This window comes from Herpetosiphon llansteffanensis (assembly GCF_003205875.1).
In the GTDB taxonomy this organism is placed as follows: domain Bacteria; phylum Chloroflexota; class Chloroflexia; order Chloroflexales; family Herpetosiphonaceae; genus Herpetosiphon; species Herpetosiphon llansteffanensis.
On record NZ_PUBZ01000129.1, the window covers coordinates 1 to 22,312 of the forward strand.

Genomic DNA, 22,312 nt, shown 5'->3' on the forward strand with positions numbered 1-22,312 from the left:
CCCAGCCCCCGATCCCTCAGTTAATAAAAATCAGCAAAGCCCTCGCGATCGAGGCGTTCGAGCATTGATTGAATTTTGGCCTGCGATTGGGGATAGGCTGCAAGTGCTTGGGCTAAACTGTGCAAGCCATTGCGAAAGCGTTGGCTATCGTCGCCGCGCAATTTTGGCAGCAATTTTTGCTTAATTTGCAAATCGAGCGCCGTGTTGAGCGGCATAATGCCCTCGGCTCCTTCCAAATAGCGGCCAATTTCTTCGACCGCCCGATAGCCAAATGGATGGCCAAGGCCCGCCAAGATAGGCTGCAATTCAAGTAATATTTGCCATGCAGCAGCATCAAACGGGCGACGATAGCTGCTGCGCCAAGCCAGCAAATCGACTTCGGTCAACTCGATTACATTGGCCCGATCAAGCAGTTTATCGCTTAGGCTGAAGGTGCTTTCATCAACATTAACCGTACCAATGATATGCACATTCAAGGGCAAACGCAGCGGGTTGCGTACGCTCTCGCCATCAACGGTTTGGGCTACTTCCTGCGGAATGCCCAAATCGATCATGTGTTCGGCGGTTTCGAGCGCACTCAAAATTGGCGCTAAATAATATTCTGGTCGCGCCAAATTTAGCTCATCGAGGCATAAAAAATAGGGATAGGCCGGATCGGCGGCGGCGCGCAGCAATAAACGCAAGGTTGGCGTTGGCTGAAAAGTTTGGGTCAGCGCATTAAAATAGCCCAATAAATCGCGAGCATTATGCCAATCGGGCTGCACCGCCACCGCCAAATAATAGGGATTATCGCTGTGCGGCGCGATTTGATGCACAGCATCAGCATAGACTCGCGTCAAACGGGTTTTGCCAGTGCCCGAAATCCCGGGCAAAATCACCAGCGGTTTGGTTTGCAGCGCAATGTGGTAGGAGCGCAACACCGCCTCGGGATAGATAAAGCCACGTTGGCGAATGCTGGCGCTAATTTCCTCGATGCTTGGGCTGTTGAAGCCCGTAGCGTAACTTGGCCGCGCCTCGCGCACATGGCTCGGTGGCAATTCCCACTCTTCTTCGGCAATTTCCATAATTGCCTCGTTGAGCGGTAGCAAGGCCAAAATATGGTTAATCAATTGTTGATTAAACTGCTGGCTATCGTCCAGCGCCTGCTGCCATGGGTAGCTCCAGCCAGCCCACAAATAATTGCTGGCGCGATTGGCGAGATAATCATCGAGCCAAAGTTGCTGCTCGCTATGCTCGCCACGAGTGTAGCGCACATCGGGCAAACTGCTGATTAATGGCTCCCACAGCACCCGCCCGCGATCCCAAACCGCCGCCAATTCACGTTTGCGCTTATTCCACAGTTGAATACCAACCAAAATTCGTTCTTCGCTGCCGCTGACTCCAAGGTAAATATGGCAGCCACGTGGTGGCCGATCAATCACCAGATGATAATCTTCGATTGGATCGCGTTGGCGGCCCCGATTGACTGCCCTAACCGATTTGGCGCTGACCTCGTACAAGCCCCAGGTGTTGGGAAATTGACGGGCCGCAGCGTTGGCAAGTTGCTCGGTGATGGCGACGAGAATTGGATGCAACTGCTCCTGCACTGCATTCCAACGCTCGTTTACGCCCTCGATTTGCAAGCTTTGCAATGCTGCTGCATTCCATTGCATTGGCTCGTTTTGGCTCACAACTAGGCTTCCTTATCGCGGCGTTTGAGCAACCACGCCGTCAAGGCAAAACATGCCAGCGTATAGGCAATCAAAATAAACCAAGTCAAGAAAATAAAGCCAGCATTATAGGAATAATTGACCGTCGGAAAGACTTCGCAGTTTTGCGGTAGCGGCGGGCCGACACACTTGCCGGTGTCGTATGGCTCGGTTAAGCCGCCAATTGAGCCATACGCTTGCATCGCCCAACGACTGCCCACGAAGAACGAAAGCGGGGCTAAGGCTGAAGGCAATGGCAACAAGGCCAGCGCAAACACAATTTGCGGAATCAGCGCAAACGGAATGATGCTCATGGCTTTATCCGATGAGCTAACCGAGGCCGAAATTAACAAACCAACGCCCAAGCCCGTTAGCGATGTCAGGAAGGTGGTGATTAAAAAGCCGCCCCAAACCCCAAACGGCGCATGGGTTACTCCAATGTCGAAATCGACCTTGAAGTTTAATATCACCATCAAGATCACGCTTTGGATGAGACATAAGCCGGAAAGCACGACAACTTTTGAAGCCAGATAGGGTACGATTTTGAGGTTTGCCAAGCGTTCACGCCGATAGATCGCGCCTTCTTTGGTAATTTCTCGCGCTGAGTTCAAAATGCCAAACCAAACCGCAACTGCGCCCAGCAAGAACGGAATCATACGCGCATCGGCGTAACGCGGGTCGTGCAAGGCATCGGCTTTGGCAACCAACAGCAAAATTAAGCTAATAATTGGTGCTTGCAACAGCAGAATCGCCAAATTCCGCCGATCAGCAGCGATCAAACGCAAATAGCGGCGCGTTAAAATGCCAAATTGGCGCATTGCTGAGACTGGCGGCGGTTTGGGCCTGCCTGCCGAAGCCGCCGATGTTGGAATCGAGGTGCTTGCTTGATTTGGGTATGCACCTGGAATTGCCGCTTGTGGAATTGGCGCTTGCGGCGGTGTCATCACTGGCACTTGGGGCGCACGTTGCAGCCGTTCCCAAATATATTTGCGATAGGCCTCTGAGTTGCGGAAGCGAATTTCCCATAGCTCAGAGAGCCGTGGCACTTGGCGCACTTGGTTGTTGTGTTGCCGCCATGTCTCAAATTCTTGCTTCAACTCAGTTGTAATTAAAGGATGGTTCGGGTCGGCATCGCCCTCAAGTTTGGTGTAAATATCGGCAAAATCGCCAGACGTGACATTAAAGAAATTCAAAGCTTCGCTGGGTGGCCCAAACCAAACCATGCGCCCGTCGGCCATAAACACCACATGATCGCATTGGGTGATGTTGGCGGTGGCGTGAGTTACCAAGACAATCGTGCGCCCTGAATCAGCCAATTGGCGCAACGTGTACATCATCTTCTTTTCGAGGCCCGGGTCAAGCCCCGAGGTTGGTTCATCGAGAAAGAACAAGCTGGGGTCGGCCAATAGCTCGGAGCTAATTGAAACCCGTTTGCGTTGGCCGCCAGAAAGCTGATTAACTTGCTTGCCACGATGAGCACTCATCTCAACATCTTTGAGCACCCGATCGATGCGGGTTTCGATTTCGCTGCTGGCAGTGTCGGCGGGCAGCCGCAACTTAGCGGTATAGCGCAAAGCCACATCAACTGGCAAGCTGCTATGCAAAATATCATCTTGTGGCACATAGCCCAAAATCGCGCGATAGGCATCGAAGTTGGCATAATAATCGTCGCCATTGACTAAAACCGCGCCTTTGTTGGCCCGATTGTAGCCCGACAGCGCGCCCATCAGGGTTGATTTGCCTGCGCCTGAGCCACCAACGAGCGCAATAAACTCGCGTGGCTCGATTACCAGCGACACATTATTAAGGATGACGCGATTGCCACCGACCAAACGCACCAACGAATGCGCATCGATACGCAAAGCCCCGCGTTGATCGAATTGATCAAGCGAATTGCCATCGTAGACCAATTTAAATGGCCCCACTTGAATCACATCGCCGCGATTCAAGCGGGTTGCCGTGATGCGGTTGCCATTGACAAACGTGCCATTGGTGCTGCCAAGGTCGCGTACTTCGTGACCGCCTTGGATAGCGCGAATTTCAGCGTGGTTCCGCGAGACTTGGGGATTGGGCAAATTGAGCGCCGAGCCTTCGCGGCCAATTGTGACCGCTGGCTTATTGCTCAAATCAAAGCGGCTGACATGGCCAACCTCTGCTGGTGGCGTGGCAACCTGCTGATTGCGATAGGTTAGGGTAACAAAGTTGCCAGTAACTGGGTCGCCAATCCGCACCGAATCGCCATCGTTGAAACTATGGCGCGGCACACGTTGGCTTTGGAACAGCAGCCCATTGGTGCTGCCAAGATCGACAATAACGTGGCGTTGGCCTTCTGGCTCGATGCGCGCGTGATGCGATGAAACAAAGCGCGACGAGGCAATAATATCGTTGTCGGGCTTGCGGCCAAAGGTTACTGGCTGATTGGCTAATGGAATCTGGCGGGGAGCCTGCCCGGTTTCTTGCACCTCTAAAAAGGCCATTGAGGAATGCAAGATGGTGGTAGCCCCACCGCCGAAGGCTGGGCTGGCTTGGTTTGGTGCGGCCTGTTGGGCTTTTCCACAACTTGGGCAAAACTTTGTATTAGGCTGAATGGCAGCACCGCAGTGAATACAGCGTGTCATCATTCCCCCTTAAATGCCAAGCTTCATGCAGCACGATTAACGCTATCTAGTGGCATGGATGAAGGGCTGTGCTATAATCGCAGCATGTGAGCAGACTCAAACACGCGCATTATAGCACACTGCTCCAGACCACAACCGTTCCTGCCGAATGGGAGGTTGCTCGAATGAGCCTTGCAACGCCTACTGGCGCTCCATGCCCACGCTGTCATCGTCTGGTTGAAGAAACGGCGCGTTTCTGCCGTCATTGCGGGTTTCCGTTGCGTTCCGTCGCAACGCCGCCGGCAGTCGCACCAGAACCAGCAGTGGCCGCTGAGCCGATGGATTATGAAGAAGTTGTTTTACCAGCACCACGCCGAATCCAGCTTGAAGGCGAGAAGATAAGCCTGCGAGCATTGGAACAGATGGTGCATGCTGGCGTTGATTGGTGGCAGATGCGCCTGCAAACTGGTGAGGCAACGCGAGAAGAAGCCATCACAAGTATTGAAGAGTTGCGCAAAGCGCTTGGGAGCGTTAGTCATCAGTTGGCTCAAGGCCGCGAAACAATTCGCATTACCACCACATTAACGCCAGCCCGCCGCTTTCCGCTTGGCTGCTCGCGCTGCGGCAAGGGCAATCGAGTCAATGCACGCTATTGCATTGCCTGCGGTAATCCGTTGGTGGCCAATGCAGAAAAGGTCCAGCCTATGTCGCAAACACTTCGCTATACTGTTGGCCTGCTTTCCGATGTTGGTACGCGTCGTTCAGTCAACCAAGATTCTGCCTTGGTCGAGCAGTTTCGCTTGCGTGATGGCACGCCGGTGATCTGCTGTTTGGTGGCCGATGGCATGGGCGGTGCGCAGGGTGGCGAACGGGCTAGCGCCTTAGCCAGCCAAACCATTGTCAATCATCTGCGCGATTATAGCCGTAACGTCGATCACAGCTTTGATGGCTGGCGCGATGTGGTGCGGGCGGCAATTGCTGCGGCCAATAGCACGATTTTTCGCGAAGCAGAAGTAAAATCATCACTGCGTGGTATGGGCACGACTGTCGTGGTGGCCTTGGTCGTTGGCGAAAAAGCCTGGATTGGCAGCGTTGGTGATTCGCGGGTCTACCTGATTAACCGCAAAGGAGTCAGCGAAAAGACCCAACAAATCGCCCAAATTACTGTCGATCACACGATGGTGGCGCGCTTGGTTGATATTGGCGAGCTAACGCCTGAGGAAGCGCGTACCCATCCCCGTCGCCATGTGCTCTATCGCTCGGTTGGAGTCGAAGCCACGGTTGAATCGGACATGACCGAGCAACCGCTTGAGGCTGGCGATTGGCTGTTGCTCTGCTCCGATGGCTTGATTAACGAGCTTTCGGATGAAGAATTGCGCGATGCAGTCTTTGAAGCGTCATCACCGCAAGCATGTTGTGGCAGCTTGATTGCTATTGCCAATAGCCGTGGAGCACGCGATAATGTAACGGTGGTGCTGTTATCTGCCGAAGAGCGTGCCAACCAGCAGCATTAGTGGCTTGGGGCTGAAACTAATTAAAGATTGAACGCGTCTTATGCTGTGACGGCCTTACGCCAGCGATCACATTCTGATCGTTTTGTCACGATTCTGGGCGCTTTTGAGCGCAACATCGTGCTATAATCGCGCTGAGTTGCTGATACGAAGGATTTTCTCCATGAGCGATTTGTTATCTGAAGAAAACTCAAAAACAGGTGCCTTGCCCCCTGAGTTGATTTTGGGCTATCGCTATTTGCTCAAACAACGGCTTGGCCAAGGCGGCATGGGGGCTGTTTATTTGGCTTACGATCAGCGCCTTGATATTGATTGCGCGATCAAAGAGATGAGTACGGCCCTGCTCAAAACAGAAGATGAGCGCGAGCGCGCCCGCAAATCGTTTCATGAGGAAGCAAAATTGCTGGCGCGTTTGAACCATCCCAATCTGCCGCGTGTGACCGATCACTTTAGCGATCACGGGCGCGAGTATTTGGTGATGGAGTTTGTGCCCGGCGAAACGTTGGCCAGTATTTTGCGCAATAGTCCACCGCCATGGCCGGTCGCTGATGTGGTGGCGTTTGCCGAGCCGCTGACCGAGGTGCTGCACTATTTGCACAGCCGCACCCCACCAATTGTCTTCCGCGATCTTAAGCCTGCCAATATTATGCGTACTCCCGAAGGTCAAGTGAAATTGATTGACTTCGGGATTGCGCGTTTGTTTAAGCCAGGTCAATCGCAAGATACGCAAGCGTTTGGCACAATGGGCTATTCTGCACCTGAACAATATGGCACGGGCCAAACCGATGCGCGCTCTGATGTCTATGCCTTGGGCGTGTTGCTGCATCAACTTATGACTGGCCACGACCCAATTGCCCAGCCTTTCAATGTGCCGCTGGCGCATACGATCAACCCAGCAGTGTCTGAGGCGATCAGTTCGGTGCTGATGACGGCGATGAGCCATGATCCGCAAACGCGTTTTGCTTCAATGGTCGCGTTGCGCCGCGCCCTATCCAATGCTTCGCAACAGAGTGCTGATGTGTATGTGGCCCAACGCCCAAGCACTTCGGCCTTGCCCAATGTTGGCTATGCGCAATCAGCCCAAGCGCGACCAGTTTCGCAGCCGTATGGTCAACCAAGCTCAAAGCCGTATGGCCAAACTGGTTCACAACCCTATGGCCAGCCAAGCTCGCAACCGTATGGTCAAACTGGTTCGCAGCCCTATGGCCAGCCAAGCTCGCAGCTGTATGGTCAAACTGGCTCGCAACCCTATGGGCCGCCAGTGGCGCAACCCTATGCTCAGCCATATACGCCGCCAGCACCGCCGATTTATGCCCAACCGTTTAGCCCGCCAGCGCCGCCGATGCATCCAGCAACGCACCATTTGCAAGCTGCAAGCGTCCCGCAAGCCAAAACCACGGGCGTTGCCCAAACCGCGCAAGTTATGGGCTTTTTAAGCCTCATTATGGTGATTAGCGGCTTTTTCTATGAAGATATGGGTTATGACACAGCCTTGTTAATGGCAAGCTTTGGCGGGTTTGCTGGCTTTGTCTCATTAATTGTGAGTATTGTTGCGGTGAGTTTAAAAGCCACTCGCGATTCGCGCAAAGGTCGTTCGCAGGCAGTTCGCGGCCTAATATTTGCAACGGTGGCGATGGTCTTAGCCTGTGTGGTGATGGGAATTATAGGTAGTATCTCAGATAAATATTAAAGTCTTTGTTTTGCGTTCTTGTGTGCTCCCTTGTCGAAGGAGGAAGTATGAAGTGTCCAAGCTGTGGACATACGAATGATGGTAGCAACCGTTTTTGTGAATATTGTGGCGCACGGCTCGATCCTGCAATGAGTCAAGAAGCAACCCAAGTTGGGGCAGTTTCCGATTTGCATACTGATCAAAGCTATGATGCCCCAACGATGTTTGTACCAGCCGATCAAGCTCCTCCTGCTCCACCAGTTCAAGTGGAGTCAGCGGCAAGTTCGCTCAACTGTCGTGAATGTGGCTATATTAATCAACCAGGCGATCGCTACTGCGATCAATGTGGGGCTTCGCTTGAAGCCCCAGCGGTTGCCGTTGGGGTTGATGTTGCGCCAGTTGCAACGCCTGCACCAAGCGCTAGCGAAGCGGTTACGCCACCAGATGGTGTGCCAGCAGTGCCAGCAGCCGAGCCAAATTTAGCCGAATTAACCAATGTTGCGCCCGATGAGGAGTTGCCAACTGTGCCAATTGAAGAACAACAACCGTTTTCAGCGCCAAGCAACGAGTCCGAGCCAGTCGTGGCTGCAACCGAGGAGCCTGTTGCTGCTCCTGTAGTAGAAGCTGCACCTGTTGCTGCCGAAGAACCATTCGATTCGCCAGTTGCTGAGGCTGCGCCAGTGCTGATCGCGCCTGAAGAACCACTCTACGAAGATGAGCCAGTGGTTACCGCTAGCCAAGAACCAGCTGTCGAAGCTGCTCCAGCAGTTGACGCTGAGGCTGTGGCCGCCGAACGAACAGCACTCGAAGCAGCGATTATCGAACAAGAAGATAATTTGGTGATGTTCGAGCAGATGTCAGCGCGTTATGCTGGCCGTGCCTTGCCTGCCCACATTGCAGCTGGGATTGAAGAAACCAAGACCAGTTTGGCCGAAGCCCAAGCAGCGCTTGTTGCTTTCGATCAAGCGCAAGCTGCCGCCAAAGCTGCTGCTGAAACCGCTGCCGAGGCTGCCCAAGCAGCGACCTTGCCCGACCCAGCAGAAGTCGAGCGCTTAGAAACGGCAATTGCCGAACACCAAGATAACTTGGCGATGTTCGAGCAAATGTCAGCGCGCTATGCTGGCCGCGCCTTGCCTGCCCACATCGCAGCTGGCTTGGAAGAAAGCAAGCATGCCTTGGCCGAAGCCGAAGCCGAATTGGCCGCCTTGCTCGGTGGTAATCCTGCTGCGCCTGCAGCTCCTGTTGCGCCGCCAATTCCATCGGCTCCAGTGAACACCTACGATGCGCCAACGGTTGCAGCTGCTGCTCCTAGCGAACCAGCACCAGTGCCAGCTGCCCCAGCCGAACCTGTGGCTACGCCTGCTCCAGCGGTTGAAGCTACGCCAACATGGGCTGCGCCAACGCCAGCTGCGCCAGAACCAGCGCCAGCATGGTCGGCTCCAGCAGCAGTTGCACCAGTAGCTCAAGTTACGCCGCATTTAGTGGTGACTGGCAGCCAAGTGGTGCTCAATCTGCCAACCGATAAGCAAATCTATGTGATTGGCCGCGAAGACCCAATTAGCGGCATCTATCCTGAGGTCGATTTGACCAACCATGGCGGCGAGGGTGGTGGCGTGAGTCGCCAGCACGCGCGCTTGCACAACACTGGCGGCAATTGGACGTTGGAAGATTTGAATAGCACCAACTATTCAAAAGTTAACGGCCAAAAATTGGCTCCCCATGCGCCTGCTCCAGTCAACCATGGCGACCAACTGCAATTTGGCAAAGTTGTTGTGACCTTGCATTTGCATTAATTGTGAATTGATGGCCCGCGCTTATCGGTGTTGATAAGCGCGGGTTTTTTGTATTGGGAGGATGCTGATGTTGAATCCAGCTCAATTTCAGGTGTTAACCTTTGATTGTTATGGCACCTTGATCGATTGGGAAACTGGTTTGTGGGCGGCGCTTGAGCCAATTTTTGCTCGCTACGAGGTTAATATCGAGCAAGAAGCTGCCTTGCAATTGTATGGCGAGCTGGAAAGTGCGCTTGAAGCAGGGCCATATTTGGCCTATAAAACCGTAGTTGCAACCGTGCTCGAGCAGCTTGGCCAGCGTTTGGGCTTCACGCCAACTGCCGAAGAATGTCGAGAATTTGGCGTATCGGTCAAGCAATGGCCAGCTTTTGCCGATTCGCCAGCAGCATTGCAACGCTTGCAACAACGCTATAAATTGGCCATCATCTCGAATGTTGATGATGATTTGTTTGCTGCTTCGGAGCAACGTTTGGGCCTGAAATTCGATTGGATTATTACGGCGCAACAAGTGCAATCGTACAAACCTTCATTAAATAATTTTCAGCGCGCCTTTGAACGCTTGGCCTTGCCGCAAAGCGCAATTTTGCATGTGGCGCAAAGCTTGTTCCACGATATTGTGCCAGCCAATCAGCTTGGTCTCAATACGGTTTGGGTCAATCGCCGCTATGCCAACCCTGGTTTTGGGGCAACGCCTGTTGCCGAAGCTCAGCCCGATTTGGTTGTGCCAAGCTTGGCTGCCTTGGCCGATGCCTTGGGTTGTTAATTCGTGTTGCCAGCACTATCAGTAACAATAGTGCTGGTAATTGTGATGATTTAGAGGAACGATATTTATATGAAAAATCTTTTATTCAATATATTCAATGATAAATACCAGAAATTTATCGTTGATACTATGCCAGATAGCTCGATTCGAGATTTCCATAAATGGATAATGGACAGTAATAATCACATAAAAGATGATTATTTACAAAAAAGTGGAATATTAAAAATGATAGAGCTATATAGTTATATGTTTGTATTTAATGATAAGTATGATGATAAAATTATTACTTTATATGAAAAAATATCTGATTTGATGATATATCAAGTTTATGAGATTGTATCTGATAATATTTGTATTAATAAAGATAAAATAGAAGGTGGGAATATTATAAAAGTAGTTAATGATATTATGATCGAATCATTAAACAATGGTATCGATAAAATAAGTTTGATGAATCTTGAGAAATTTGACTTTATATCTAATCACCTATCAAAAGATAACAGTAGGATTTTCGATAGTTATAAAGTGATAAATAAAGAAGTTGCTATAGAGAATGAATCATGGATCATCATATATATGAATATAATTAGCTGCTTTAATGTAGTTAATAATATTGATTTAAGTGGCTACAAAAAAAGTATTATTAGAAGATATAATTCGCTAAATGATATTTCTATGAATAAATATTATAATATAGAAGAAGTTTTGAGATTACAATCGGAAACTATAATGGTTAATCAAACAATTCAATATTGCATTTATATATATACAGAAATATATAACAGTAAAAATATACTAAATAAAGTTTTTAATAATGCATATATTCTGTCAATAATTTATGATGCGGCAATAGTTATAAGATTATTGAATGATTTGGGTCTGTATTTTTTGGAAAATAATTCAAAAGAAATAGAAAGTTGTTTTGAACATTTACTTGATAATAAGATAATGGAAAATGAAAATTGGATTGAATGGTTCTTGCGAACTGCATCAGAATTACCATTCAATAGGCTATATAAAGATATACTATTTAATGAGTATAATACTGCTTTATTTAATATTTATATTGAAATGAATCATTTTGAAGTGATGGATAGAGTTACCGATAATATTAAACATTTATCTTTGATTTATAAAAAATGTATTAAAAATATTGAAGATAAAAAGATATATTTATTTGATAATGGGTATAGGTATATTTTTGATATTGTTATGAATATGATTAAATTTCATCAAGATGTTTATTCAAAAGATTATACTACAAAAGAAGGGGAATTTGCGATTTGATGAATATTATAGCCTTTGCTATGAAATGAAAATATCATAACAAAGGCTTGATGCTACTATTATTTGCTAAGCGCCAAAAGTACGATTTTTAGCTTAGAACACCAGTTTAGGCATAAAAATCTGGGAGTGTTTTGAGGGATTGCCATTGCTGATTGTCGTGGCCAAAAATCACGAGCCCAATCTGCTCTTGCTCGACTAGATCAAGCAATTTAATCGTGCTAGCTTGAATTGCAGCTGCATCGGGATTGTCTGCATCAGCTTTATCACGGATAAAGTCGGCACTGAAGGCTACAGCATCAATCGGCAAGAGCACTGCTCCGGTTTGTGGCAGTCGCACCAGCACCGATTGATGGCCAGGCACATGGCCGCTAGTTTCAATCAAATCGAGCCCTGGCAGCAATTGGGTGTCGCCATCAACCAGCCGAATCCGCTCGTTTGGTTGCTCCCATTGCGCGCGATTGGCAGCAAAGCGTGGGTTGCTCTGTGCATCGAGGTGATGCGCTCGTTGCACAATATATTGAGCGTTGGGAAAAAGCGCGTGTCTGCCAGCATGGTCAATATCATAATGGGTTGAAATAATCGTATCAATGTCGTCTGGCTGGAGGCCAATGCTGGCCAACTGCGCAATCACATCCTGCCCATTCGCAAAATCTGCTGCTTCTTCAGGGATAAGCTCGGGCAGCCCAGTATCGATCAAGATATTCTGGCCAGCGCTCGTTTGCACCAGATAGCACACGATTGGAATCTGATATTCTGGCATATCGCCAACCTGCATCAGGTATAAACGCTGTGGCGTATTTTGACTCATCATCATTTCCTCCGCGAAAAGTGGTCAATCCTATTCTATTCATTACGAAGAAGATTAGACCAAATGTGCTATTGTTTGTCAATGCTTGAATTGACGTGGCTGTGTAATTCTCGGTATAGTATTGAGGTAGCGTTATGCGCAAGCTAGCGTTTGCTGCTGAGTGTCATAATTGTGCCTTGGGCGATTGCAACTAAGTATTCGCCCTGATCGTCTCGACAATAGACCAAACAGTGGCAGACTGCTTGGCGACTGCCGCTGCTCAAAACACTGGCCTTGGCAATTAATTCGTGGCCTTGGGCTGGTTTGACATAATTGATTTTATATTCAGCAGTTACGACCTGCATGCCAAGCACCGAGCCACCGGCAAAGGTCAGGGCGTTATCGGCGGCATAGCTGAGCACGCCGCCATGAACAAAGCCAAATTGTTGGGTTAGCTCAGGGCTGATCGCCAGCCATAATTCTGCATAGCCTTGGCGAAACTCACGAATCTGGGCTTTGAGCAATTGGCTGAAGGGTTGGCTGGCAAGAATTTGTTGCCCAATGGCGGTTAAATCGTCACTCATTGAAACCTCACATAGCAGAAGGATTTGGCGATGGCTGAGCATGTGCCGACAATTTTGGTGATCGAAGATGCTGTTGATTTGGCCGACGTGCTCGTGCGCGAACTCAGCAATTTGGGCTATCGAGTTTGGCATGCTGCTGATGGCCGTACAGGCTTAAGTTTACACCAGCAACATCAACCAGATTTGGTTATTTTAGATTGGATGTTGCCGCAACTTGATGGCCTAGAGGTCTTGCGCACGATTCGCCAAACCAAATCTACGCCTGTGCTCATGTTGACGGCGCGCAGCGAAGAAACCGATTTGGTGGTGGGTTTGGAGCTTGGTGCTGATGATTATTTGACCAAGCCATTTGGCATGCGTGAACTGATTGCTCGCGTGCGGGCGTTGTTGCGTCGCGACCAGCGGATTCAGCAGCTGTTGCAGGCCGATGTGCAACCAGCAACCGAAGTTTTGCGCTATGGCGAATTAGTGCTCGACCCGCATTTGCATACCGTTGCTTTGCGCCAGCAAGAGCTAGATTTGACTCCAACTGAGTTTGCCATCCTCGATTTATTATTGCGCAACCCAGGCCGCGCATTTAGCCGCAACTACTTGCTTGATACCATTTGGGGCCAAAGCTATGTTGGCGGCGATCGCTCGGTCGATAATGCCATGTTGCGTTTGCGCAAAAAGCTGGCCGATTTTGGCGATGCGATTGAAACAGTTTGGGGCCTTGGCTATCGCTTGCAAGCGGAAGCACCACGATGAACTATTGGTTGCGTTGGTATGCACATGCAGGGCTGTGGCGCGCTTGGCTGTATATGCTGCTCTTCGACAGCATGTTCTTAGGTAGCCTGTTGTTGATTGTTGAGTGGCTGCCAGTTGATGTGTATGTCTTGATGAATGGCGGCTTTTTTATTATTGGCATTGGCGCTGTAGTGTTTGGCTTGAGCTTGGCTTTCGCTGAAGGTGGCTTTTGGCGTAAATTGCTGCTTGAGTTTGCTGCATTTGTGCTTGCACTGATCAGTGTGACTCTGCTTGGGAGTTTTGTTTCGTGGTATGAACTTTCGCGGCCAATGAGCGCATGGGCTGATGAATTTTATATAGCGTTTCCCGATATGCTGCTCTTTTTTAGTATACATAATGTGACATTTATTGGAACACGATGCTTGATGTGGCTCTGGCGTTGGTGGAATCGCTTGCGCAAACGTTCGTTGCTCTGGACGTTGACCCATGATCAATTAACCATTGTTTTTGTATTAATGGTGATTTTTGGCGTTACCGTAGCTGGGCTTTCGATTTATATGCGTAGCAATGAGTTGGCGAACTCCGATAATTCGACCACATTCTTGATTGAAAATGTCGTGCAATATTCGTTGCTGGGTTCGATCTATGGAGCACTGATGATCGTCGGGCTGTTTATATTTTTGCCAGTGGCGATGATTCTTTCGTATATGCTGATTCGGCGGGTTATGCGGCGGATTGAGGCCTTGGCAATGGCGACAACTGCGCTACGCGAGGGCAATTATAGCTCGCGAATTGTGGTGTATGGCAATGATGAGATTGCTCAGCTCCAAGCTAATTTCAATGCCATGGCCGAACAACTCGATACGACGGTCAATGCCTTGAAAACCGAGCGCGATCGCGTTGCAGGCTTGCTTGATGATCGGCGGGCCTTGGTTGCCAGCGTTTCGCATGAACTACGCACGCCAGTTGCGACCATGCGCGGCTACCTTGAATCGAGCTTGCAGGCAGAACAAGCATTAAAGCCGCAGATTCAGCGCGATTTGCTGGTGATGGAGCGCGAAACGCTGCGCTTACAACAATTGATTGAAGATTTGTTTTTGCTTTCGGCCAGCGAAGTTAGCCGTTTGACGCTCAACCGCGAAGCGCATGATCTTGCACCTTTAATTACTCGCATTGTGCAGACAGTGCAGCCTTTGGCATGGCGACAATCGCGGGTTGATGTGCTGGCAGAGTGTGCCGCAGAGCTTGATCAAGCCTTGATTGATCCCCAACGGTTTGAGCAAATTTTGCGCAATTTGTTGCATAATGCCTTGCGCTACACCCCGCCTGGTGGCTTGGTGGTGGTGCAAGCATTGAATCATGCCAACCAGATTGAGATTTATGTGCGCGATACTGGTGCTGGAATCGACCCCGCCGAGCTTGATTCAATTTGGCAGCGCTTTTATCGCGCTAACGATCAGGCCAACGAACAGCATCAAGGCGCTGGCTTAGGTCTAGCCTTGGTCAAAGAATTAAGTGAAGCCATGGGTGGCTCGGTGGCGGTTGAAAGCCAGCTGGGCGTTGGCACCAGCTTTTGCATTCGTTTCCCCAAAGCCTAACTTCCAAGCCAGTGTTTGCAGGATCTTCCTAGACTCCTATATGCCTACAGTTCTGGCCAATAGCGGCTTTGTATATTGACATGCTGCCTAGAACTCTGTAACCTATAGTGAGCATTCCACGTACCAACCCCAGCAAACCCGTTGTATGGAGAACAACCATGACCATTGTCCTTGATCAGCGCTCCGATCAATCCCTTGCCGTCTATATTGACGGCGATTTGCAGTTTGATAGCCGTGATGAAGGGGTTTACCACGAGCTTTTGGCCTTGCCTGCGCTCGCCTTAGCCCAAGCACGCCGCCCCAAACGCCAACTCCGAGCGTTGATTTGTGGTGGTGGCGATGGCTTTGTTGCCCGCGAATTGCTCAAATCTTCAGCCATTAAGCAGATTGATTTGGTCGATTATGACCCAACCATCCTTGATTTGGCGCAAAATGAATGGCCTGAGCTGAATCAGCATGCCATGACCAATCCCCGCTTGAAGGTGCATGTCTGCGATGCGGTTCAATTCGTCGATCAGGCGGCACAGGCAGCAGATGAATACGATTTAATTATTTGTGATTTTACCGTGCCACGCGATCAGATTGGTGCGCGTTTGCAGAGCATCGATTGGTATCAGCAGTTGGCTTATATTTTGCATCCTCAGGGTGTTATCGCGGTTAATGCAGCCTCACCATCGCAAACGCCAGTCGCCTATTGGATGATTTACAACAGCATTCGGACTGCCAACCTGAATCCGAAGCCGTATCGTTTTTCGTTGCCCTCGTTTACCGAGGCTGGCTATGGCGATGATTGGGGCTTTTTCGTTGGCAGCCGTAAAGCGTTTCGTCCCCGCGAGTTTGATCACTTGATCTTGGCTGAGCCACGCGAGTTTTTGCACGATAGCGAGCAGCTTAAACGCGCCTTTGCCTTCCCTTCTGCATTGGCCGAAAAACGTACCACCGCCCAACCAACCAAACTTGCCAGCGATGCGTTGTTGCATAGTTTATTCGCGCCAACCTGGGACGAGGCCAGCGGCACCGATTGGACTTCGCTTGATTTTGTGCACGATCCAGCGCCGCTGCCCAAGCCGCATACTAGCCCAACCCTGATGCCGAATGCGGTTCAGCAAGCATTGCAGGCTGATCAAGGGCTTGATGAAAGCCAAGTCTTTGAGCAAGTTGTGCAGGTGATGCCAGCCTTGCGGGCCGAGCAAACGCGCAGTATGGTCGCTGAATTTATCGCCAACCCATTGCGCTTTCTCAATTCGCTCGATTTGCGGCGCTTGGTTGAAGCCTTGCTGCGCCGTAGCCGTGAGTTGCCTCGCAAATTGGTGGCCGAATTGCGCTTGTTGCGCCGCCATCTTCAGCGCACATGGGAAAACCCGCAATTGTTGCTTAGTCGGGGCTTGCGCATCGTTTCGATAATTGCCTTGGTGATTATTTTGGCCAACTTGCTGCACCCAGATACAAGCTATGCCAAAGGCGATACTTCGGCTGGTTCGGGCGCGACTTCTAGCCAATCGATGGTGCGCACAAACTCGCCCTATGATGTGGTGCAAGCGCCGCCTTCAACGGTCGAAGGTCGCGGCTTTTCAAGCTCAACCTATGGACAAGGGCGAGGGCCAGTCGATGAATATGGTACTTATATTCCGAGTACCCGCCGTTATCGCTACTATGGCTCGTATTATGGTGGCAGTTCGTATCGCAACTACAACCGCAATCAACGCCCAAGCGAAGATCCTAACGAAGGCGATGCACTCTATCGTTTAACTCCTGAAACCGATATTTTGGCTAATGGAGAAATCGTAATTATCTTGACAGACCAAGCGTATCTTTTGCTTGCCGACCAAGTGATGACGGTTGTTGATAGTGAAGATGGCTTGCCGATTGTGTTTTTGCAACGCGACGAAGCCTTGGTTTGGCGCACTCATCGCGAGCTTGATCGTCAGCGACGTGGGCTTGATGGCAGCGTCAAAGCCAAACAAGATTGGATCGATTGGGTCAGTTGGGCGGGTTTTGTGCCATGGCGCAATGATGATCAAGCAGAATTGAACAACATTGTGCAAACCCGTGGCACGCTTGATCAAGCAATTAAAAGCTTGGGTTCGATTCCTGCTAATCAGCCAGCGATTCGGGTTGCGCCAACTGCTGGTGGCTTTCAATTATTCTCCAGCGTTTGGATGAATGCTGAAGGCACGTTGGCAATCTTAGAGCAGCCCGATGGTAGCAAGGCCTATCTCAACAAAACTGGCTGGTACAGCGATAGCGCCTTAACTCAACCGCTGAACGAGCCGTATCCCGATGAGTTTCGCACCAAGGTCTTGATTCCGTTTTTGACTAAGCAAACAACTGATTATGCGGCAATCAAAAATCGCATCGAGGCCGATTTAGCTAGCGTCAAAAGCGATCTGAGCTTGCTCAAATCAGATAAAACCGAGTATACCTCGATTCAAAGCAGCTATGGCCCAAGCGATATTGTCGATTACGGCACAACAGAAATTCGGGTTGACGAAGCGTTGCGCCGTACCAACGATGATATTGCGCGAACTGAGCAGCTGATTCAGGTCTTGAACGATCAACTTAGCTCATTGCCAAACCAAGACAATGCGGCCAAGAAGTTTTTGCAGAGCTTGAAATAATGCAGGTTGCGATTCTGCCCCAATTAACGATTGCCAGCGAGTTGGGCCAGCAGTGGGAGGCTTTAGTGCAAGCCAACCCTGCTGGCGGCGTGATGCAAAGCCTTGTGTGGAGCCAATTCAAACAGCAACGCGGCTTGCAGGTTGTGCATTTTGGCTTGTTTGAGGCTGAGCAATTAATTGGCGGCATGCTGTGCACGATTCCTGCCCAAAGCGGCGTTGGCAGCAACTTAATCGCTGCTGATGGGCCAATTTTGCCATGGCACGATCAAGTGTTGGCTCGCCAAGGCTTGCGCTTATTGCGCGAAGCCGCCGAAACGCATGCCAGCGATTATGGGGCAATTGGGTTGCGAATCGAGCCACGGCTTGAACGCCCAGCACCCAATTTGCTGCGCGATTGGCGGCGTGCTCCAGTCGATATGTTGGCCCGCGAAACGCTGTATTTGGATTTGCAGCCTGACGAACAACACTTGTTGGCGGCGATGAAACCCAAAGGTCGCTACAATATTCGCTTGGCGGCGCGGCGCGGCGTAACCGTCCGCATCTCGCACGATCTGGCTGATATTCCCTTATTTTATAGCTTGATGGATGAGGCTGGCGAGCGCGACGATTTCTATGTTGAGCCGATTGATCATTTTAACGATCTCTTGGCGACGCTTGCTCCGCTGGGCCATGCCCATTTGTTATTTGCCGAATATGCTGGCCAAGCCTTGGGAACCATGTTGTTGGTTACCTATGGGCAGCGGGCGGTCTATCAATATGGTGGCATTAGCAACCAACAGCGTGAACAAATGGCAGGCTACGCCTTGCAATGGGCTGCGATTCAACACGCCCGCAATGTAGGCTGTCGCTGTTACGATTTTTATGGATTTGAACCAACTGGCGATCCCCATCATCCGTTTGCTGGCTTTTCGCGCTTCAAACGGGCCTTTGGTGGGCAAGCAATCGCCTTGATTGGCGCATATGATTATTATTTCACCGAACAATTAGCCGATGTCATTATTCGGGCAGTGCGCGAATTGGCATAGTTAATTGGTGTAAGGATGCCTTTTAGTGCTTCCGAGGAGGCTTAATGACTCAACCGCCACGTTTTGGCCGGATTCCGCCAGACACAGCCCAATTGGTTGCGGGCCTAGCCCAAACCGTTGCTGGTCAAGTTGTCACTGCATTGCCCAACCATGCTGGCCATGGAACGCGGGCAGCAGCAACCGAAATCATCTTGGGTATTGTGTTGCGCGACTGGCGCGAAAATGAAAACGTCTCTGGGCTATTGCCCGATGACGTGGCCGATTTACGTTCGTTTGTGCAGCTGGCGGCAACCCTTGCTGGCAACGATCTGGAAAATCAGGGCGCACCGGTTTTTCGGGCGGTCTTGACCGGATTGATGGAAGATTGGCTCGCCAATTGGAATGCCCCAGGCGATCCAGGCCCACCAGGTAAATACTAAGCACTCATGCTGGATAAAGCCCTCTTGATAGTTAAGGAGCATGCATGTCCTCTGAAACCATTTTGCCACTTTTGGGCCGGATTGCCGCCTCAATTGGTTGGACACTCGTCAGCGTTTTGATTTTTTACGGTGGCGCGCGCCTTTACGATTTGCTTGATCCAATTGATTATCGTGAAGAGATTAAGCGTGGCAATGTTGCTGCTGCAATTCAGATGGCTGCGGTAACAATTGCCTTGGCCGCAATTGTAATTATGGCAGTGGCAACCTAATATGGATACACAAACCCAACCATTTTGGCAACGCTTCGGCATCTATACGCTTAGTCTTGGCTTGGGTGGGGCTATTGCCAGTTTCTTATCGTTGTTGCTGGGCAATATCATTTTTGGCCGCTCTAGTCGCGTGCTTACTGGTGGCATGCCAGTATTTCTTGTGATTATGATGGTTATTGTTGGTATTGCAGCCTATTTTCTCATCAAACGATGGATGAGTGGCTTTGCCAGCTTTTTGGCAATTGGTGGCTGGTTTTTGGCGCATTTCATCGTTAATGTCATTGCCGTTGCCTTTTTTGATGCAGATATGTCGATTGTTTCCTATATCATCACCTGGTTGATTATGGGAGCAATTGGCGCACTGATGTTCAGTAATTCAACCTTTGCCAGATCAATTGGCTTGGCTGGCGCAGGCACAGCAATTGGGGCTGGCATCTATGCTGCTTCACGCAAAAACGAGGTGCTCAAGGCCTCTGGCTATGGGCGAATTCCGCCGTCAACCGTGATTTTGCTGAACCAACATGTGCGCTTTACCAATGATGCGATCAATCAACTGCCACCAAATACTCCAGCCAATTTTCGCAAGATTGCCGTCGAAGTCGTGCTTGATCGCGTGATTCGCGATTGGTGGTCGAACGAAAATACCGATGGCCTGACTCCGACCGATGTCAATGATTTAGGCGCGTTCGTTCAACTGGCTTGGTTTGCAGCGCGTGGCCAAAGCCATATTCTGCTGGCCGAGGCAGTTTTTCGGGCCTGTCTGAGTGCATTGATGGATGATTGGTTTAATGCCTGGAATGCTGAAGGAGTTGAAGGCGCACCGCGCTGGCAATACAATTCATGAGCAATTTCATCCAAGATCCAACCTATCCCGCTGCTGGGCGACACCTACTTGCAAATTTAGGTGGCTGCTCAGCAGCAATCCTCAACGATCGCGCGTTGCTGCAAACCATTGTGATGCAAGCAGCAGCTGCGACCAATGCCACGGTACTTGAAATTGTGGCCCATCAATTCACGCCTCAAGGTGTTACTATCGTGGCTGTGTTAGGCGAAAGCCATGCCTCGTTGCACACCTATCCTGAGCATGGAGCGGCCTTCTGGGATTGTTTTACCTGTGGTGATCAATGCCAACCTGAGGCCTCACTAGCGGTGCTCGTTGGTGCGCTGCATGCGACAAATGTCCATTCTCAGCTTATAGACCGTACTATCAACGAAGTCACCCAAACAGCCCCCTCGACACTGGCTTAACGCTATGTCAAGATCGTAGTATCCCTTATTGCCCAGCGATCTTGATTTTAGCGAGGAGCCGCCATGCGTACTCAATATCCTACCAATGAAGCCCAACGGCTTGCTGCCCTGCAAAGTTACGGTTTGCTGGCGCGCCCCTATATCCACGAGTTTGATGAATTAGTGCGTTTGGCTGCATTGTTTTGTGCTACGCCAATTGCAATTATCTCGTTGATTGACCATAAATATCAGTATGTGAAGGCGGCGTTTGGCAGCCAGCTCAAAACCATTCCACGTAAATATTCGTGTTGTGCCCAAACAATTCTTGAGCGCGATTTAGTTGTCTATGATCAGGCAAGTTTGGCGCGAAAGTTCGGCCATCATCCGTTGGTGCAGCAAGGCTTTCAGTTCTATGCTGGCATGCCGATTATTACCCAGCAAGGCTTTGCGCTTGGCTGTATTGCGGTGATCGATCATCACGATCGGCAGCTTAGCCTGCAACAACTTGAGAGTTTGCAATTAATTGCGCGCCAACTCAGCCATCAATTTGAGCTTTTTCGCCAAGTGCAACAGCTGACGGCCTTGCCCCACGACGTATTTCAATCAAACCTCGCTAATGACCCACAGGTTCCCAGCAAAACACCGTTGCTTGCCAAAATGAGCCAGCAATTGCACAAGCCAATTCAGACGATTATGACCGATAGTCAATTATTGGCTGAGCAGTTGCTTGAGGCTGGAGTTGCCGAGTTGGAACCAACGGCTCAGCACATTCAAGAAACCAGTGCCCAGCTTTTGGCATTAATCGACGATATGATCGATTTGGCCAAGATTGAGCATGGCCAACTTGCTGTGCATGCTGAAGAAGTTTGTTTGGGGCCGCTGATTGATCAATTGAATGTGATTGTCGGGCCGTTGATGGTGCGCAACCACAATTCGTTTCATGTGCAAATTGCCACCCGCCAATGTGTTTTCTGGAGCGATAATCGGCTGGTGCGCCAAATTTTAGTCAATGTGGTGGGCAATGCAGCCAAATTTACCCGCGATGGCTCTGTGCGCATTGAAGTGACGGAAGAAATGCGCAACGAACAGCCATTTTTGGCCTTTCACGTGCTCGATACTGGCATTGGCATGACTCCCGAGCAACAGGCGCTGTTATTTCAGGAACCATTACGGGCAAGCAAAAGTTTTAGTAATCAGCCAAGCACTGGCTTGAGCTTAGCAATTAGCAAGCGTTTGGCGCTGTTGCTTGGCGGCGATATTACATTCAGCAGTAATCCCGGCATTGGCAGCCATTTTACTGTCTACTTGCCTTTGAAAGCCAGCGCTGAGCTTCCCCAATCTCAAGCCGCCTAAAAGAAAAGCTTCCCTCACCCCCAAATCCCCTCCTTCCAAGGGTAAGTTTTTAATAAATGGTGGTGTGTGGAGCTTTCCCTCACCCCCCAGCCCCCTCTCCCACTGCACGCGGGCGAGGGGGAGCACGCTGGTTTTCATCACTAATTCTGGTAGAACCACAGCATGAACGCCCCTCGCCCGCGCCACGGGCGAGGGGGCTGGGGGTGAGGGAAGCTTAAAATCTACTCTTGTAAAATCGCTATGTTCCTCTCCCACTGCACGCAGGATTAAGGGTGAGGGAATCTGATTTATGCTATACTCGCAAGCGCTGCATCGATTTCGTCCCTCCGTTGCAGAGAAAATCTAGCCTTGGTTAATTGCAAAGAACAGTGTTGTTCATGGATGTTGCCATCAACATC

18 protein-coding genes are annotated in these 22,312 nt (G+C 50.2%); 14 read left to right on the top strand and 4 right to left on the bottom strand.

The genetic code is table 11. From position 1 onward, the window contains the following. Window positions 1–20: 20 nt before the first annotated feature. The gene (locus tag C5S61_RS20995) at window positions 21–1,670 is read right to left on the bottom strand and encodes an McrB family protein (protein ID WP_110518491.1); all 1,650 of its coding nucleotides are present in this window, start codon (window positions 1,668–1,670) and stop codon (window positions 21–23) included. Between the two features lie 2 nt (window positions 1,671–1,672). After that, the gene (locus tag C5S61_RS21000; protein ID WP_110518493.1) at window positions 1,673–4,306 is read right to left on the bottom strand and encodes an FHA domain-containing protein; all 2,634 of its coding nucleotides are present in this window, start codon (window positions 4,304–4,306) and stop codon (window positions 1,673–1,675) included. A gap of 164 nt (window positions 4,307–4,470) precedes the next feature. Between C5S61_RS21000 and C5S61_RS21005 the strand changes: the two genes are divergently transcribed. The 5 genes from C5S61_RS21005 (at window position 4,471) to C5S61_RS21025 (ending at window position 11,308) form a co-directional block, all read left to right on the top strand. Further along, the gene (locus C5S61_RS21005; RefSeq protein WP_110518533.1) at window positions 4,471–5,799 is read left to right on the top strand and encodes a Stp1/IreP family PP2C-type Ser/Thr phosphatase; all 1,329 of its coding nucleotides are present in this window, start codon (window positions 4,471–4,473) and stop codon (window positions 5,797–5,799) included. Between the two features lie 160 nt (window positions 5,800–5,959). Further along, window positions 5,960–7,486 (top strand): serine/threonine protein kinase, encoded by a 1,527-nt coding sequence (locus C5S61_RS21010; RefSeq protein WP_110518495.1) that lies wholly within the window; start codon window positions 5,960–5,962, stop codon window positions 7,484–7,486. Between the two features lie 47 nt (window positions 7,487–7,533). Further along, a complete protein-coding gene (locus C5S61_RS21015; protein ID WP_110518498.1) occupies window positions 7,534–9,258 on the top strand; it encodes a double zinc ribbon and FHA domain-containing protein in 1,725 nt (574 codons plus the stop codon). A gap of 67 nt (window positions 9,259–9,325) precedes the next feature. Continuing rightward, on the top strand, window positions 9,326–10,021 hold the full coding sequence (locus C5S61_RS21020) for a haloacid dehalogenase type II (protein WP_110518499.1): 696 nt from the start codon (window positions 9,326–9,328) through the stop codon (window positions 10,019–10,021). A 69-nt stretch (window positions 10,022–10,090) separates the two neighbouring features. Further along, the gene (locus C5S61_RS21025; RefSeq protein ID WP_110518501.1) at window positions 10,091–11,308 is read left to right on the top strand and encodes a hypothetical protein; all 1,218 of its coding nucleotides are present in this window, start codon (window positions 10,091–10,093) and stop codon (window positions 11,306–11,308) included. A 106-nt stretch (window positions 11,309–11,414) separates the two neighbouring features. Here C5S61_RS21025 and C5S61_RS21030 read toward each other — a convergent pair whose 3' ends face one another. Both C5S61_RS21030 and C5S61_RS21035 read right to left on the bottom strand, forming a co-directional pair. Then, a complete protein-coding gene (locus tag C5S61_RS21030) occupies window positions 11,415–12,119 on the bottom strand; it encodes an N-acyl homoserine lactonase family protein (protein ID WP_205701455.1) in 705 nt (234 codons plus the stop codon). 140 nt (window positions 12,120–12,259) lie between these two features. Next, window positions 12,260–12,679, bottom strand: coding sequence for a PaaI family thioesterase (locus C5S61_RS21035; RefSeq protein ID WP_110518505.1), 420 nt, complete (start codon window positions 12,677–12,679; stop codon window positions 12,260–12,262). Between the two features lie 30 nt (window positions 12,680–12,709). On the opposite strand from C5S61_RS21035, the gene C5S61_RS21040 reads away from it, so the two are divergent. The 9 genes from C5S61_RS21040 (at window position 12,710) to C5S61_RS21080 (ending at window position 21,914) form a co-directional block, all read left to right on the top strand. Then, the gene (locus C5S61_RS21040) at window positions 12,710–13,426 is read left to right on the top strand and encodes a response regulator transcription factor (RefSeq protein WP_110518507.1); all 717 of its coding nucleotides are present in this window, start codon (window positions 12,710–12,712) and stop codon (window positions 13,424–13,426) included. Then, on the top strand, window positions 13,423–15,003 hold the full coding sequence (locus C5S61_RS21045; RefSeq protein WP_110518509.1) for a sensor histidine kinase: 1,581 nt from the start codon (window positions 13,423–13,425) through the stop codon (window positions 15,001–15,003). The genes C5S61_RS21040 and C5S61_RS21045 overlap by 4 nt, the downstream gene beginning before the upstream one ends. Before the next feature lie 158 nt (window positions 15,004–15,161). Next, window positions 15,162–17,621, top strand: a complete 2,460-nt coding sequence (locus C5S61_RS21050; protein ID WP_110518511.1) for a spermine/spermidine synthase domain-containing protein — start codon at window positions 15,162–15,164, stop codon at window positions 17,619–17,621. Further along, window positions 17,621–18,646, top strand: a complete 1,026-nt coding sequence (locus C5S61_RS21055) for a lipid II:glycine glycyltransferase FemX (protein ID WP_110518513.1) — start codon at window positions 17,621–17,623, stop codon at window positions 18,644–18,646. The genes C5S61_RS21050 and C5S61_RS21055 overlap by 1 nt, the downstream gene beginning before the upstream one ends. A gap of 44 nt (window positions 18,647–18,690) precedes the next feature. Then, the gene (locus C5S61_RS21060) at window positions 18,691–19,065 is read left to right on the top strand and encodes a hypothetical protein (RefSeq protein WP_054534191.1); all 375 of its coding nucleotides are present in this window, start codon (window positions 18,691–18,693) and stop codon (window positions 19,063–19,065) included. Window positions 19,066–19,109: 44 nt separating this feature from the next. Further along, a complete protein-coding gene (locus C5S61_RS21065) occupies window positions 19,110–19,334 on the top strand; it encodes a DUF350 domain-containing protein (protein ID WP_201783484.1) in 225 nt (74 codons plus the stop codon). A 1-nt stretch (window position 19,335) separates the two neighbouring features. Further along, complete coding sequence (locus C5S61_RS21070; protein WP_110518515.1) at window positions 19,336–20,178, top strand: hypothetical protein; 843 nt, start codon at window positions 19,336–19,338, stop codon at window positions 20,176–20,178. After that, window positions 20,175–20,582 carry an adenosylmethionine decarboxylase gene (gene speD, locus C5S61_RS21075; protein ID WP_110518517.1) on the top strand — a complete coding sequence of 136 codons (408 nt, stop codon included), beginning with the start codon at window positions 20,175–20,177 and terminating at the stop codon, window positions 20,580–20,582. Before C5S61_RS21070 ends, speD begins: the two co-directional genes overlap by 4 nt. Before the next feature lie 63 nt (window positions 20,583–20,645). Beyond that, window positions 20,646–21,914, top strand: a complete 1,269-nt coding sequence (locus C5S61_RS21080; protein ID WP_110518519.1) for a GAF domain-containing sensor histidine kinase — start codon at window positions 20,646–20,648, stop codon at window positions 21,912–21,914. The last annotated feature ends 398 nt before the right edge of the window (window positions 21,915–22,312 follow it).

What these genes read in the sequence shown, in the direction of transcription:
- C5S61_RS21040 (WP_110518507.1), top strand. Translation starts at nt 12,710, where the DNA reads ATGGCTGAGCATGTGCCGACAATTTTGGTGATCGAAGATGCTGTTGAT.
- C5S61_RS21020 (WP_110518499.1), top strand. Translation starts at nt 9,326, where the DNA reads ATGTTGAATCCAGCTCAATTTCAGGTGTTAACCTTTGATTGTTATGGC.
- C5S61_RS21050 (WP_110518511.1), top strand. Translation starts at nt 15,162, where the DNA reads ATGACCATTGTCCTTGATCAGCGCTCCGATCAATCCCTTGCCGTCTAT.
- C5S61_RS21025 (WP_110518501.1), top strand. Translation starts at nt 10,091, where the DNA reads ATGAAAAATCTTTTATTCAATATATTCAATGATAAATACCAGAAATTT.
- C5S61_RS21080 (WP_110518519.1), top strand. Translation starts at nt 20,646, where the DNA reads ATGCGTACTCAATATCCTACCAATGAAGCCCAACGGCTTGCTGCCCTG.
- C5S61_RS21030 (WP_205701455.1), bottom strand. Translation starts at nt 12,119, where the DNA reads ATGATGAGTCAAAATACGCCACAGCGTTTATACCTGATGCAGGTTGGC.
- C5S61_RS21070 (WP_110518515.1), top strand. Translation starts at nt 19,336, where the DNA reads ATGGATACACAAACCCAACCATTTTGGCAACGCTTCGGCATCTATACG.
- C5S61_RS21055 (WP_110518513.1), top strand. Translation starts at nt 17,621, where the DNA reads ATGCAGGTTGCGATTCTGCCCCAATTAACGATTGCCAGCGAGTTGGGC.
- C5S61_RS21015 (WP_110518498.1), top strand. Translation starts at nt 7,534, where the DNA reads ATGAAGTGTCCAAGCTGTGGACATACGAATGATGGTAGCAACCGTTTT.
- C5S61_RS21000 (WP_110518493.1), bottom strand. Translation starts at nt 4,306, where the DNA reads ATGACACGCTGTATTCACTGCGGTGCTGCCATTCAGCCTAATACAAAG.
- C5S61_RS21035 (WP_110518505.1), bottom strand. Translation starts at nt 12,679, where the DNA reads ATGAGTGACGATTTAACCGCCATTGGGCAACAAATTCTTGCCAGCCAA.
- C5S61_RS21065 (WP_201783484.1), top strand. Translation starts at nt 19,110, where the DNA reads ATGTCCTCTGAAACCATTTTGCCACTTTTGGGCCGGATTGCCGCCTCA.
- speD (WP_110518517.1), top strand. Translation starts at nt 20,175, where the DNA reads ATGAGCAATTTCATCCAAGATCCAACCTATCCCGCTGCTGGGCGACAC.
- C5S61_RS21005 (WP_110518533.1), top strand. Translation starts at nt 4,471, where the DNA reads ATGAGCCTTGCAACGCCTACTGGCGCTCCATGCCCACGCTGTCATCGT.
- C5S61_RS21045 (WP_110518509.1), top strand. Translation starts at nt 13,423, where the DNA reads ATGAACTATTGGTTGCGTTGGTATGCACATGCAGGGCTGTGGCGCGCT.
- C5S61_RS21010 (WP_110518495.1), top strand. Translation starts at nt 5,960, where the DNA reads ATGAGCGATTTGTTATCTGAAGAAAACTCAAAAACAGGTGCCTTGCCC.
- C5S61_RS21060 (WP_054534191.1), top strand. Translation starts at nt 18,691, where the DNA reads ATGACTCAACCGCCACGTTTTGGCCGGATTCCGCCAGACACAGCCCAA.